Genomic DNA, 13,562 nt, shown 5'->3' with positions numbered 1-13,562 from the left:
CTCACGTCACCCCCAAACTTTTCTTCAGTCGTGTCAAACCGTCCCGAATCCGGGACTTAACCGTGGGTAACCCTACGTCGAGATAGGTGGCTACCTCCGCATAGGTGCGCCCGCCGTAATAGGCGAGCGAGATGGCTTCCCGCTGGGTTTCGGTGAGTGTGGCGAGACCAGCCAGGACGGCCTGTTGTTCGAGTCTGCGCTCGACCTCTTCGGTGACCTCGTCGAATTCGTTGCCGAGCACCCGGATCCCGTACGCGACCTCGCGCTGGGTGTGGGCTTGCTCGGCGCGGACCCGGTCGACGGCACGCCGGTGGGCGAGCGTCATCAACCAGGTGACCGCGGAACCTTTCGCCGGGTCGAAACTCGATGCCATCCGCCAGATCTGCAGATAGACCTCCTGCGTGGTCTCCTCCGCGTATCCCGGATCGTGCAGAACGCGCAACACCAGACCGAAGACGCGCGCACACGTCCGGTCGTACAGTTCGGCGAATGCTTCCTGGTCGGCTCGGCCGCATCGTTGTAGCAGCGCGGCGAGTTCCATACTTTCGGCTGCGCGTGCCGTAACCGCAGAATCCACCGTAGGTGGGAAGGCTTCTCTTCGGAACGAGTCGCCCTCTGCGGCCGACGGCCGCGTTGTCACAACGCTCCATTCTGTGTCATCGGTCACTACCGTAGCGCGCCGCTATGACCTCCCTTCCGGTGGGGTGCCCGCAAGTTCGTCATGGCCCGGCGTCGGCTGCGAAACACGCCGACACATCGAGCATCTCGGGAGGAACGCCGTGACACGCCGTGCCCTGCCGAAGACGTCGGGTGCACGGTTTCCGGCCTTCGCCCGGCGGCCGGCCGATCGATGGTGACGATCGCAACCCACGCGCCGCCCTCGGCGCGGAACCGATCACCGTGTCGCGTGAGCGGCTCGGCCCGAAGCATGTTGCAGTGGCCCGTTGTTTGCTAGGGATTCGACGCCCGGTGGCGCGCGGATGGGAGAAGTTTGATTCAGACGGCCATGCGGCGGCGGTTGCGCCGCGCGTGCATCTCGCGCTCGGTCTCCGACATGCCGCCCCAGATGCCGTAGGGCTCGCTGACTTTCAGCGCGTGGGCGCGGCACTGCATGAGCACCGGGCAGGTGCGGCAGATCTCCTTGGCGCGCATCTCGCGCGCGGTGCGTGCTCGGCCACGTTCGCCATCGGGATGGAAGAACACCGCGGAATCCTGCCCGCGGCACGATCCTCGCATCTGCCAATCCCAGACATCGGCGTTGGGTCCCGGGAGGTGGGTCGGCATGGGCATGGTGAACTCCTCGTGGTGCGAGCTCGTCAGCGTTGTCGAGCAGTTGTTCTGCAACAGTTGTGGGCCACGACGCCGTGTCGGCGGGGGTACCCCTTGGGCTCGCCCCTTCGTGGTCGCTGCAATTTCGCGCGGCGCCGTCCGTGGCGATGAGCTACGTTAGGTCCAGCCGCGAATTTCCGTCAATAGTTCGACGCAGCACTTTTCCAAATCTCGCGCTGCCAAATTTAACCTCCGAACTGTTTACTTTTCGCGCTGTTTCCGGCGATACTGTTCGGTTGGCCGGAAGCCCGTGGCTGCCGCATGTGCCGTCGCTGATGGCGTTTCCGCTGGTAGAGGCGATTTCGTGGTTGTCGCGCCGCTGCGGCGCCGATCTCGCGGCCATGACGTCGGTCACCGTGGTGGCCGACGGTGTTCGCGGCGTGCGGAACCGAAGATGGCGGCAACGGGGCGCGCAGGTTAATTACGCGAAACACGCATGAATTCCCGGCACGGCCGCTCGGCGATTGCCGGGGCGAGATTTACCTAATGGCAACATCGGCTCGGCCACGCAAATCCCGCGTCCCGCCCGCCTGCCGCCGGGGCGCCTTTCCGCCTCGGGGAGCGCGTGCCGCACAGGATAGAGTGCGCCCGTGTTCGCGCCCGCTCCGCTCGGAGATCCTCACGTCGCGGCCCTGGCGGAGGCCGCGTTCGGCGCCGCTCCGGGTCGTGCCGCCGGAGACCTGCCGCCCGCCTCCGACGCGCTCGGCCGGTGGTATCGCGCGGTGGTCCTCGGCGGCCAGGGTCGTTACGCCGCGGCGCGCGCCGAATTGCGAAGGGTATGCAACCACAGCACCGACCCCGTCCTCCTCTCACTGGCGGGAAGCGCCGAGGGGTCTTTTCTTCGCCAGCTCGGTTGGCACGAGCGCGCCGCGGCGTTCGACGGGCGGGCCGCCGCGCTGATCCTCACCGCGGGCGCAGGCGCGGAGCCGCACACCGCCGAGAGTCCCGTCGACGCGGCCGTCGGCTACCTTCCCGGTCGCGGCGACGCGATCTGTGACGCCCTCACCGGGCTGGCCGCCGACGCGCTCGGAACCGGACGGCTCGCGCTGGCGGCTCGCTTGCTGCGCCGCAGCGCGTCGGCGGCGCTGGAGCATCGCGCCGGTTGGCGTCCCGAGATCCGCCTGCGCTGGGTTTCCGCGGAAACGGCGCTGGCGACAGGGGATTTCGAGGCGGCGGCGGCACACGCGGGGGCCGCGCTGGAGCTGGCCGAGCGCTCACCGTCGGTGCGCCACCGGATCAAGTCCCGCCTGCTGGTCGCCGCGGCCGATCTGGCGGGCGATGCGCGCGGCCGATCCGGCGTATCGGCGGATGAGGTCGCCGAGCAGTGCCGCGAGCACGGTCTGCTGCCGTTGCGCTGGGCTTGTGCCATGCTCCGCGCCGGATCCGGCGCGCGGGACGCGGCGGCGGAGGCGGCCGAATGCGCAGCGATCATCGCCCGCTCCGGCGGCGTGTTGCGTCCCATGCCCGGTTGGTAGGTGATCACGGAGTACACCGTGTTGACCAGTTCCGGCCAACGGGTCGCTATTGTTAGATCCGTTCCGCCCCTTCGGTGGAAGCACTGGTCGTCACCGGACCGTGCCACTTTGTAACGCCAGGAATATCTCTGACGATGACGCACACGGGCGAAGAGTTGGACCTCGCCGTCGCTGCCGCTGCGCAGGGCGACAGATCCGCTTTAGCTCAGGTACTGGAGATGATCCGCCCGCTGGTGGTGCGCTACTGCCGCGCGCGGATCGGAGCCGCGGAGCGTGGGCAGCTCTCCGCGGACGACGTTGCGCAGGAGGTTTGCCTGGCTGTGATGACAGCCTTGCCCAGGTACCAAGACCAGGGCAGGCCCTTCATGGCCTTTGTTTACGGGATCGCTTCGCACAAGGTCGCCGACGCGCATCGCAACGCCGCCCGTAACAAGGCGGAGGCGATGGCCGAAGTACCAGATGTCATATCCACCGACCAGGGACCGGAACAACGAGCTCTCGAATCCGAGACGAGCAGGCAGATGAACCGTCTGCTCGCGACGCTTCCTGAGAAGCATCGGGAGATCTTGATCCTGCGCTTGGTCATGGGTTTGTCAGCGGAAGAAACCGCGGTCGCCGTGGGCAGTACGGCGGGTGCGGTACGGGTCGCCCAACACAGGGCACTCGCGAAACTCAAGTCACAAGTGGCGAGGGCAGGTGAAATGTATGGCTAGGGATGGCGAGCGCGGTCGGGGTGACTGGAAGGCGCGGCTTGGATCGCGGAACAGCGGTCCCTACGCCGAGGCGTCCGGTGACACCGGCCCGGTCGACATCGCCGCGGTACGCCGCGACGATGCTCTGATCGATGCCATCGCCAGCGATGGTCCGGTGCACACCGACAGCGCCGAGGAGTATCAGCTCGCGACGTTGCTCGCGGACTGGCGAGCGGAGTTGATCGCGGCTCCGATGCCGGCCGAGCCGGATCTGGATGCGATCGTGGCCGCGGTCAACCAGGAGATCGGCGCGCGGCAGGTTCGCATCGGGGCGCACAGCGGCGGGCGACTGCGGCTACTACGCCCGATCATGGGCACCGCGGCCGCGCTGGCCCTGGTCATCGGCGGCATGACGGCATTCTCGTACAAGGCCGAGCCGGGCGATCCGCTCTGGCGGGTCAAAGAGGTCGTGTTCAGCGAACAGGCGCAGACGACGGTCGTGCAGCGGGCAGGCGACGACCTGAACGAGGCTTCCACGCTGGTCACCCAGAATCCGACCCAGGCCAAAGTGCGCCTGGAGCGGGCCAAGGAGAACGCCGCGCAGGTCAGCGATCCGGACAAGCGCGCCGAGCTGATGACCGAGTGGGAGCGGTTGCTCGCGAAACTGCACGACGTGAATCCGGAGCTGGCCGATCAGCTGGGATCGACGGTCCCCAAGACCACCGATCCGCGTGCCACCTCGGGCAGCAGCGCGACCACGAAGCCGAGCCCGACGCCGGGCAGCGGGACCTCGACGATCGTGCAGCAGCCCGGCGAGCCCTCGACCAATCCCTCGCCGTCGGCCGACGCCACCGCCCCCAGCGGTGGAACGTCGAACAATGGCGGAACGTCGAACGGCGGCGGCGCGCCGACCACGGTGCCTCCGGTGACCACAGCGCCCCCGGCGAACACTCAGCCGCCGTCGACCGCGGAGCCGACGGCGCCGCAGGAGCCGCCGGTCACCGAGGTCAAGCCGCCGCCGGCGGGTGGAACTACGGGAGACACCGGTAATCCGCCGACCGCGCCACAGCAGCCCCCCACTGCCCCGACGCAGGGCAACACCGGTACTCAGAACAACAATCAGCCGCCGACCTTCAGCGTGCCCGTCATCCCCAATCCGGGCTCGTTCGTGCCGCCCCACCGCTGACACCAGAAAAAAACGGTCAAGGCAAGCCGATCGCCAGCCAGGCGGTCGGCTTTTTGCCTTTCCGGGAGAGCGGGCTCGTCCGGCGGGTGACCATAGGGGCCGGATTCATCGGCGTGTCGCGCCGCGCGGAGGCGGCATCGTGTGCCTGCCGCAGTGATCGTGTGCGTCGAAAATCACAGTGGCAAGCGCGAAGTACGCGAGCCTCGAGAGGCCCGCGCGCCGCTCGATCGGCTGTCCTCAGCCGTCGAATCCGTCGAATCCGTCGCCGTGGAAAGCCTCGTTCATCGAAGCGTCCGCGTAGCCCCGGCAGTAGTCCCAGGTGACATACGCTTCCGGGGTCGGGTCGTAGGCGGGCTCGTGCGGGCGGACCGTGCCGTCGACCAGCAACTGAAGCAAGTTGGCGCGCAGCATGTCCCAGTCGTGGTAGTGGTCCTGCCTGCAGTCTTCGCAGCTGACCACGAGTCCGCGGATGCCGCGGTGGGCCAGCAGTGCCTCGTACACCGCGAGGTCGGCGAGATCCTCCTCGACCGCAAGGCGCTCGTGGGGATCCAGCGGTTCGCCGGGCTCGATGGCATCGAGCGCGGCGGACGGGTCGGAGGGGTCTCCGGCGAACGGATCCGGCGGCAAGCCAGGTGGTAGATGGTCACGCACATCCCCACGGTACGCAGAACAGGGTGGTCTGCGCCAGCGATGCGGCCTGCCAGTTTCGGTGGTGGGCTCACTTCGTCGGCGAGTTCACCGGACAGATACCATGGAGCACAGGCTACGGCGGGTACCGATCGCACCGCCGCCGAACCACGTCCATCCCATCAGCCGTCACGGCGCCGGTACCACCGGCGCCGGTCGCTATCGACGTCCAGGAGGGGTCGATCCGAATGAGTAATCCCGTATCGGGCGAACGAATCGCAGTCCGCCCTCCTACGGGTGGCGACGATCCGAACAAGATCGCCATGCTCGGCCTCACATTCGACGATGTGCTGTTGCTGCCTGCCGCCTCGGATCTCATCCCCAGCTCTGTGGAGACCTCCAGCCAGCTGACCAGGGAGATCCGCCTGCGCACCCCGCTGGTCAGCTCGGCCATGGACACGGTGACCGAGGCGAGGATGGCCATCGCGATGGCGCGTGCGGGCGGTATGGGCGTGTTGCACCGCAACCTCTCGACCGCCGACCAGGCTTCCCAGGTGGAGACAGTCAAGCGTTCCGAGGCCGGCATGGTCACCGATCCGGTGACCTGCCGTCCGACCGACACGCTCGCCGAGGTCGACGCGATGTGCGCCAGGTTCCGCATCTCGGGTCTTCCCGTGGTGGACGAGACCGGTGCGCTTGTGGGCATCATCACCAATCGGGACATGCGGTTCGAGGTGGATCAGAACCGGCGCGTCGCCGACGTGATGACGAAGGCCCCCTTGATCACCGCGCAGGAGGGCGTCACCGCCGAAGCCGCGCTCGGACTGCTGCGCAGGCACAAGGTGGAGAAGCTGCCGATCGTTGACGGCAACGGGCGCCTGCGTGGCCTGATCACCGTCAAGGACTTCGTCAAGACCGACCAGTACCCCAACGCCACCAAGGACCGTGACGGCCGCCTGCTGGTCGGCGCCGCGGTGGGCGTCGGCGAGGACGCCTGGTCGCGGGCCATGACGCTGGCCGACGCCGGCGTGGACGTGCTCGTGGTGGACACCGCGCACGGCCATCAGGTGCAGGTGCTGCAGATGGTGACCAAGGTCAAGGCCGAGGTCGGCGACCGGATCCAGGTGGTCGGCGGCAACGTGGCCACCCGCCAGGGCGCGGCCGCGCTCGTCGAGGCGGGCGCGGACGCGGTCAAGGTGGGTGTCGGCCCCGGCTCGATCTGCACCACCCGCGTGGTAGCCGGTGTCGGCGCGCCGCAGATCACAGCGATCCTGGAGGCGGTCGCCGCGTGCAAGCCCGCCGGTGTCCCGGTGATCGCCGACGGCGGCATCCAGTTCTCCGGCGACATCGCCAAGGCGATCGCGGCGGGCGCGTCCACCGTGATGCTCGGCTCGCTGCTCGCGGGCACCGCCGAGTCGCCCGGCGAGCTGATCCTGGTCGGCGGCAAACAGTTCAAGAGCTATCGCGGCATGGGCTCGCTCGGCGCCATGCAGGGCCGCGGCCAGGCGAAGTCGTTCTCCAAGGACCGCTACTTCCAGGACGACGTGCTGGCCGAGGACAAGCTGGTCCCCGAGGGCATCGAGGGCAGGGTGCCGTTCCGCGGCCCGGTCAATCAGGTGATCCACCAGCTGGTCGGCGGCCTGCGCGCGGCCATGGGCTACACCGGCTCGCAGTCGATCGCGCATCTGCAGGAAGCGCAGTTCGTGCAGATCACCGCGGCGGGCCTGAAGGAGAGCCACCCGCACGACATCACCATGACTGTCGAGGCCCCTAACTACACCGGGCGGGCCTAGCCCACTAGGTTCATGTACGGGACCAACCGGTCCGTGCATGATGGAACTCGCCCACCGGCTGTGGCGGTGTGCGAGCCGTGCGGCAGTCGGTGGCGCGTTCCGTGCTGCCCACCTGCCCCCACAAGTAACCACTGGAGGCGCGAGTCTTACGAGCGCCCGTTCGCGGCCCGGCTCGCGTTCCAGCGGTCGAAGCGCATGCGCCGCAGGCGCGAGTCTCGACCGCTGGAACGCGAGCCACAAGAGGGCCGCGAACACGCAGCGCCGCGGGCGCTGCCGAAAATTAAGGAGAATTCGCGTGCGCGACATGGTGGAGATCGGCATGGGCCGGACCGCCCGGCGTACCTATGAGCTGGACGACGTCGACATCGTCCCCTCGCGCCGGACCCGCTCGTCGAAGCAGGTGTCGCTGTCCTGGCAGCTGGACGCCTACCGCTTCGAGATCCCGTTTCTCGCGCATCCCACCGACGCCTTGGTATCGCCGGAGTTCGCGATCGAGCTCGGCCGCCTCGGCGGGCTCGGCGTGATCAACGGCGAGGGACTGTGGGCGCGGCACGCGGATGTCGGCGCGAAGATCGATCAGTTGCTCGAACTGGCAGGCAAGGGCGGCTACGAGCGCGCCGTGGCGCTGCTGCAGGAGTTGCACGCCGCGCCGATGCAGCCGGATCTGCTCGCCGCCGCGGTGGCGCAGGTCCGCGCCGCCGGTGTCACCGTCGCGGTGCGGGTGAGCCCGCAGAACGCGCGCACGCTCACCCCCGCCCTGGTGCAGGCGGGCATCGACCTGCTCGTGGTGCACGGCACGATCATCTCCGCCGAGCACGTCGGCGACGGTGAGCCGCTGAACCTCAAGACCTTCATCGCCGAGCTGGACGTGCCCGTGGTCGCGGGCGGCGTGAGCGATCATCGCACCGCGCTGCACCTGATGCGCACGGGTGCGGCGGGCGTGATCGTCGGCTACGGCTCCTACCCCGGAGCGACCACCACCGGCGAGGTGCTCGGCATCGGCGTGCCGATGGCCACCGCGATCGCGGATGCCGCCGCCGCCCGCCGCGACTACCTGGACGAGACCGGCGGCCGCTACGTGCACGTCATCGCGGACGGTGACGTCGCCACCTCGGGGCACCTGGCCAAGGCGATCGCGTGTGGCGCCGACGCGGCCATGCTCGGCGTCCCGCTGGCCGTGGCCGCGGAGGCGCCGGGCCGCGGCTGGTACTGGCCGTCGGCGGCCGCGCATCCGTCGGTGCCGCGCGGCTCGCTGCTGCACGTCGACGACCCGTGGGATCTCGGTGGTGAGCCGGTCGGCGACCCCGTGCGCCCGAGCTTGGAGCGGGTGCTGTTCGGTCCGTCCGACGACCCGTTCGGCTCACTGAACCTCGTCGGCGGACTGCGTCGCTCGATGGCCAAGGCCGGTTACTCGGACCTGAAGGAATTCCAGAAGGTCGGCCTGAGCGTTCGCGCTTGATACTGGTCCGGGGCGCACCCCGCCACCAGGCGATCTGGAGAAGCGAGTCTTACGAGCGCCGTTCGCGGCCCGGCTCGCGTTCCAGCGGTCGAAGCGCATGCGCCGCAGGCGCGAGTCTCGACCACTGGAACGCGAGCCATGGAGGGGCCGCGAACACGCAGCGCCGCAGGCGCTGCACATCGAACACAGCGTTCACCGCACGCGGGCTGGTTTCGTCCGTGCGCGGAGGAACTGCCGGATCGCGTGGTTCACCGGCTCGGGGTGGGTCATCGTCACCGCCAGGCGGGCTTCGGCGATCTCGATGAACGTGGCGCCGGACAGGCCGTGGGCCAGCTCTTGGGCGCGCTCGCGGTCCATGCCGCTGTGCGTCGGGTGGATCACCAGAGCGGGACAGGCGATTTCGCGGAGGCGATCCAGCACCGAGTCGCGGCTGAGCAGACAGCCTGCCGCCACTTCGATGCCGCGGCGATCGCGCACCAGCCAGCGCTGGGTCCAGATCGAGCGGTACCACTCGTCGTCGCCGATCAGCCAGGAAGCCAGCTGGTGCACGGCCCGTTCGCGGGAGCCGTCGTCGTACCACTCTTCGAGGAACTTCTGCGTGGCGGTGGACTGCTCCGGGGTGGGACCGTGCGCTTCGGTGCTGATCAGGATCAGCGCGGAGACGCGCTCCGGCGCGATCAAGGCGGTGCGCAGCGCCGTGAAACCCCCCTGCGCGGTGCCGCCGACGACGGCCTGGTCGGCGCCGAGATGATCCAGGACGGTCAGCGCGTCCCTGGCCGCGGTCCAATAGGTGAAAGGTAGGCCCTCGTCCCTGGTGCGGCCGTGGCCGCGGGCATCCCAGGACACGATCCGGAATTCGGGTGCGAGCGCGGCCATCTGGGCGGCGAACATGGTGCGGTCCATGAGGAACTCGTGCGCCAGCAATACCACCGGGCCGTCCCCGCCGCTGTCCTCGTAGTGGATGTCGGCATCGATCGCGCGGGCGAAGGGCACGAGCAGAAGGATAACCAGCGAGCCCGGCCGCGGGTGACGATTCGGGCGGTCGGGCTCGTCTCCCACGCCTGCCGCTGTGCCGATGATTCGCTCGTTTCCCCGCTCACTAAACTGGGCGAGTGGCACAAACCCAGAGACCGGTCCTCGTCGTCGACTTCGGAGCACAGTACGCCCAGCTGATCGCGCGGCGGGTGCGCGAGTCGAGCGTGTACTCGGAGGTGGTTCCGCACACCGCGACGGTGGAGGAGATCGCCGACAAGCAGCCGCTCGCGGTGATCCTGTCCGGCGGCCCGGCCAGCGTGTACGCCGAAGGCGCGCCGCGGCTCGATCCGCGGTTGTTCGATCTGGGACTGCCGGTCTTCGGTATCTGCTACGGCTTCCAGGCGATGGCCCAGGCGCTGGGCGGCACGGTCGCGCACACCGGCACCAGGGAGTACGGGCGGACCGAGCTCAACATCGACGGCGGTTTGCTGCACGGCGGCCTGCCGACCATTCAGCCGGTGTGGATGAGCCACGGCGACGCGGTCACCGACGCGCCGGATGGCTTCGAGGTCACCGGAACCACCGCGGGCGCGCCGGTCGCCGCCTTCGAGGATCGCGCCCGCAGGCTGGCCGGTGTGCAGTACCACCCGGAGGTGCTGCATTCGCCGCACGGCCAGCAGGTGCTGAGCCGGTTCCTGCACGAACTCGCCGGCATCCCGTCGACCTGGACTCCGGCGAACATCGCCGATTCGCTGATCGCCTCGGTGCGCGAGCAGATCGGTGACGGGCACGCGATCTGCGGGCTGTCCGGCGGGGTGGACAGCGCGGTCGCCGCCGCCTTGGTGCAGCGCGCCATCGGTGACCGGCTGACGTGTGTGTTCGTCGACCACGGCCTGCTGCGGGCGGGGGAGCGCGAGCAGGTGCAGCAGGATTTCGTCGCCGCGACCGGCGCCAAGCTGGTGACCGTCGACGCGGTGGACAAGTTCCTCGGCGAGTTGAAGGGCGTGACCGACCCCGAGGAGAAGCGCAAGATCATCGGGCGTGAGTTCATCCGCTCCTTCGAGGACGCGGTGGGCGAGGTGGTGCTCGAGCACGGCGCGGCCGACGGCGCGACGCCGAAGGTCGAGTTCCTGGTGCAGGGCACGCTCTACCCGGATGTCGTCGAGTCCGGCGGCGGCAGCGGCACCGCGAACATCAAGAGTCATCACAATGTCGGCGGCCTGCCCGACGATCTGGAGTTCGAACTCGTCGAGCCGCTGCGGTTGCTGTTCAAGGACGAGGTCCGCGCGGTCGGCCGCGAACTCGGGTTGCCCGAGGAGATCGTGGCCCGCCAACCCTTCCCTGGCCCCGGCCTCGCCATCCGGATCGTCGGCGAAGTCACCGCCGACCGGCTGGAGACGCTGCGCCGGGCCGACGCCATCGCCCGCGAGGAACTGACGGCGGCCGGTCTGGACCGGCAGATCTGGCAGTGCCCGGTCGTGCTGCTCGCGGAGGTCCGCAGCGTCGGCGTGCAGGGCGACGGCCGCACTTACGGACACCCCATCGTGCTGCGTCCGGTGTCCAGTGAGGATGCGATGACCGCCGACTGGACCCGGTTGCCCTACGAGGTGCTGGAGCGCATCTCCACCCGGATCACCAACGAGGTGGCGGAGGTCAACCGCGTGGTTCTGGACGTGACCAGCAAGCCGCCGGGCACCATCGAGTGGGAGTGATCCCGCTCAGGCGGTAGAACCCTGCCGTCGGTCCCGACTCCGCGCGACATCAGCGGGGACGGTGGAACGCGCTCTGCAGAATCAGGTGGCCCAGGAGTGTGCCGGGCGTGGCGCAGGGGCGGGGCTCCGGCGGCGTGGTCCGGGCGGTGGGTGGCGTCTGATCGGCGGGTTGGTCGGGCTTCATTCGGTTCTCCTGTCCGTAGGACGACGAGGGGTCTCCGGCGGCGACTCGAGGACGAACGCGCAACGGCCCGTCCGGGTGGACGGGCCGTTCGTCGTGCTCAGGATCGTTTGCGCGGGGAGATCACCAGCACGATGCCGATGACGATCGCGGCGAGCACGACGATCCACCCGATCGGGATCATGCTGGTCGCCGGCACCGACGCCGGACCGGCGAACGCCCACACGCTGATCGCGAGGGAAAGCAGTCCCGCGATCAGCAGCGAGGCGGCGGGGCCGCGCCGGGAGCCGGTGCGCTTGTCGTTGTCGGTCTCAGCCACGCTGCACCTCCACGTTTCCGGCGCGGACGTCGACGTTCAGATCGAGCACCGGCGCGCCGGGAGTATTCGGACCGCTGATGCCGTCGGCGCAGATCGCCTCGGCCATGGTGGCCGTGCACCGGGTGCGGACGGTCATGTCCGCGGGCAGCAGCACGCGGGCTTCGCCCATCCGGACATCGATGTCGACGGTACGGTTCTCGGTCAGTTTCACCGACCGCAGGTCGAGCGTGCCGGTACCCATGGTCACCTGGTAGTTCCCGGCCAGATCCGCGGCCGAGGCGGGCGTCCAGATGTGGTCGCCCATCGCCGCCCGATCGAATTCGAGCGGACCGATCGCCGAGGCGAACAGCACGAATCCGGCGAGCGGAGCGGTGAGCACCAGCAAGCCGTAGCCGCGCCGCAGGAACGCGCCGAGCACCAGGCCGAGACCGATCACGGCCAGCGCCGCCGCGGCGATGCGGGCCGGTGTCATCCACTCCACGCCCGAGGCCGCGGCCGCGCCGGCTCCGGCCGCCGCGAGAATGGCCGAGCCGATCACCACCGGCGTCAGCCGTGAGCGCGGCCGCTTCTCCTGCGGGGCGACGACGGTGCGGGCAGGGGGAGGTTCCGGCAGGTCCCAGGCAAGCGGAGCGACGCCGAGCGGATCCCAGGACGGTGGGGTCGGGCCGCCGATGATCGCGGGATGAACGGACGCGGTGCGAAGCGGGCTCGGAGGGGCCGGGACGTCTTTGCGAAGTGGGACCGGACGGTCGGACGGTGAAATTTTCGCGTCCGGTGTGCTCCCCGATGAATCGGTGCGGCCGGTATAAGCCGAGTCCGATCTGACTCGGCCGACCGTACCGGCGGGATCGATCGGGCCGTTTCCGACCTGAGCCGGCCCCACTCGATCGCTGACCGTGGCGGGTGAATCGATGCGGCGGCCGACCGGAACTTCCGGGTCCTGTTCAGCGGGCATGGCCGCCTTGTCCAGCACTACGGTGGCGTCATCGGTCGCGGGCTTGTGCAGCGGAACCGTCGCGCCGTCCGCGGGGGTCTCCGGGATGTAAGCGTCCGGCAGTTTCGTGTAGGGCGTGTACACGGCGGTCGGCGGCATGTACAGGTCGCCGACGGTTCGGGTCGCTCCCTGTGGGAAGACCGCGCCGGGGTAGCCGGTGGCGTTGATCCCGGTCTCCGCAGCGAATCCGCCGAACGCTTCGGTGGTGCCCGGTGGCGGATTGGGCGTGCGCAGGTGCAGCATCCACCAACCGGCCAGCATCAGGGCGAAGCTGATCACGCCGGAGCCGCCGAGACCGACGCCGACCGGACCCATCGTGCTGACCGCGATGGCCAGCGCCACGATCAACACGATGGTCTTGGTCTGCGACTGCGAGCTGTGGCCCTTGCCGACCAGCGACTCGGCCGCGGAGGCCTGGTCACCCGCCGCGCTGAGCAGCAGCCAGGCCAGCAGGTAGAGCACGATGCCCGCGCCGCCGAAGATCGTCGAGACGACGAACGCGACGCGAACCAGCACCGGATCGATCTCGTAGCGGCGCGCGAACCCCGCCGCGACGCCCGCGATCGGCCCCTGCTGCGGCAATCGGACCGGCCGGGCCTGCCATATCTGCTGGACCTGGTCGCCGAAGCTCGTTTTCGTCATGTTTCCCATGGTGTGCCGATCACGGAATCGGCGCATCGGGGGGAACCCTGAAAAACAGCCTGAACACTTTGGACCGATCCACCGATGCAGCAAATTTTCAGCTATGCGCGGGTGTGCTCGGGTCGCGGCGTGTCCGCCCTGGTCGGCGCGGGTGTGATCGAGCAAGATCAGGGTGAAT

Annotated in this window: 13 protein-coding genes; 7 read left to right on the top strand and 6 right to left on the bottom strand. The window is 69.1% G+C overall.

What is annotated here, in order from left to right:
• Position 1: 1 nt before the first annotated feature.
• Together ACH49X_RS23150 and ACH49X_RS23145 are read right to left on the bottom strand one after the other, a co-directional pair.
• Positions 2–577 carry a sigma-70 family RNA polymerase sigma factor gene (locus ACH49X_RS23150; RefSeq protein ID WP_067803711.1) on the bottom strand — a complete coding sequence of 192 codons (576 nt, stop codon included), beginning with the start codon at positions 575–577 and terminating at the stop codon, positions 2–4.
• Between the two features lie 419 nt (positions 578–996).
• On the bottom strand, positions 997–1,290 hold the full coding sequence (locus ACH49X_RS23145; RefSeq protein ID WP_039796164.1) for a WhiB family transcriptional regulator: 294 nt from the start codon (positions 1,288–1,290) through the stop codon (positions 997–999).
• Between the two features lie 140 nt (positions 1,291–1,430).
• On the opposite strand from ACH49X_RS23145, the gene ACH49X_RS23140 reads away from it, so the two are divergent.
• The 4 genes from ACH49X_RS23140 to ACH49X_RS23125 all read left to right on the top strand — a co-directional run bounded on the left by ACH49X_RS23140 (position 1,431) and on the right by ACH49X_RS23125 (position 4,682).
• Positions 1,431–1,769 (top strand): hypothetical protein, encoded by a 339-nt coding sequence (locus ACH49X_RS23140; protein WP_195080458.1) that lies wholly within the window; start codon positions 1,431–1,433, stop codon positions 1,767–1,769.
• Positions 1,770–1,919: 150 nt separating this feature from the next.
• Positions 1,920–2,804 carry a hypothetical protein gene (locus ACH49X_RS23135; RefSeq protein ID WP_357208733.1) on the top strand — a complete coding sequence of 295 codons (885 nt, stop codon included), beginning with the start codon at positions 1,920–1,922 and terminating at the stop codon, positions 2,802–2,804.
• A 134-nt stretch (positions 2,805–2,938) separates the two neighbouring features.
• Positions 2,939–3,517 (top strand): sigma-70 family RNA polymerase sigma factor, encoded by a 579-nt coding sequence (locus ACH49X_RS23130; RefSeq protein ID WP_039795737.1) that lies wholly within the window; start codon positions 2,939–2,941, stop codon positions 3,515–3,517.
• Positions 3,510–4,682 carry an anti-sigma-D factor RsdA gene (locus ACH49X_RS23125; protein ID WP_357106507.1) on the top strand — a complete coding sequence of 391 codons (1,173 nt, stop codon included), beginning with the start codon at positions 3,510–3,512 and terminating at the stop codon, positions 4,680–4,682. The genes ACH49X_RS23130 and ACH49X_RS23125 overlap by 8 nt, the downstream gene beginning before the upstream one ends.
• 237 nt (positions 4,683–4,919) lie before the next feature.
• Here the strand turns inward: ACH49X_RS23125 and ACH49X_RS23120 are convergent, their stop codons facing one another.
• Positions 4,920–5,333: a DUF5319 domain-containing protein gene (locus tag ACH49X_RS23120; protein WP_039795739.1), complete on the bottom strand. Its 414-nt coding sequence runs from the start codon at positions 5,331–5,333 to the stop codon at positions 4,920–4,922.
• A 224-nt stretch (positions 5,334–5,557) separates the two neighbouring features.
• On the opposite strand from ACH49X_RS23120, the gene guaB reads away from it, so the two are divergent.
• Positions 5,558–7,102 carry an IMP dehydrogenase gene (guaB, locus tag ACH49X_RS23115; protein ID WP_195080461.1) on the top strand — a complete coding sequence of 515 codons (1,545 nt, stop codon included), beginning with the start codon at positions 5,558–5,560 and terminating at the stop codon, positions 7,100–7,102.
• Between the two features lie 295 nt (positions 7,103–7,397).
• Positions 7,398–8,561, top strand: a complete 1,164-nt coding sequence (locus ACH49X_RS23110) for a GuaB3 family IMP dehydrogenase-related protein (RefSeq protein ID WP_195080462.1) — start codon at positions 7,398–7,400, stop codon at positions 8,559–8,561.
• 192 nt (positions 8,562–8,753) lie between these two features.
• On the opposite strand, the gene ACH49X_RS23105 is transcribed toward ACH49X_RS23110, so the two are convergent.
• Positions 8,754–9,554 (bottom strand): alpha/beta fold hydrolase, encoded by an 801-nt coding sequence (locus tag ACH49X_RS23105; RefSeq protein ID WP_195080463.1) that lies wholly within the window; start codon positions 9,552–9,554, stop codon positions 8,754–8,756.
• A 119-nt stretch (positions 9,555–9,673) separates the two neighbouring features.
• Here ACH49X_RS23105 and guaA point away from each other — a divergent pair, with 119 nt between their 5' ends.
• Complete coding sequence (guaA, locus tag ACH49X_RS23100) at positions 9,674–11,248, top strand: glutamine-hydrolyzing GMP synthase (protein ID WP_195080464.1); 1,575 nt, start codon at positions 9,674–9,676, stop codon at positions 11,246–11,248.
• Positions 11,249–11,529: 281 nt separating this feature from the next.
• Here guaA and ACH49X_RS23095 read toward each other — a convergent pair whose 3' ends face one another.
• Together ACH49X_RS23095 and ACH49X_RS23090 are read right to left on the bottom strand one after the other, a co-directional pair.
• Positions 11,530–11,748, bottom strand: coding sequence for a hypothetical protein (locus tag ACH49X_RS23095; protein WP_067803608.1), 219 nt, complete (start codon positions 11,746–11,748; stop codon positions 11,530–11,532).
• Complete coding sequence (locus ACH49X_RS23090) at positions 11,741–13,393, bottom strand: PspC domain-containing protein (RefSeq protein ID WP_397070893.1); 1,653 nt, start codon at positions 13,391–13,393, stop codon at positions 11,741–11,743. Before ACH49X_RS23090 ends, ACH49X_RS23095 begins: the two co-directional genes overlap by 8 nt.
• Positions 13,394–13,562 lie beyond the last annotated feature (169 nt).

Source organism: Nocardia sp. NPDC019323, from assembly GCF_044389845.1.
GTDB lineage: Bacteria > Actinomycetota > Actinomycetes > Mycobacteriales > Mycobacteriaceae > Nocardia > Nocardia implantans.
This window is presented reverse-complemented; position numbering and strand designations above follow the sequence as displayed.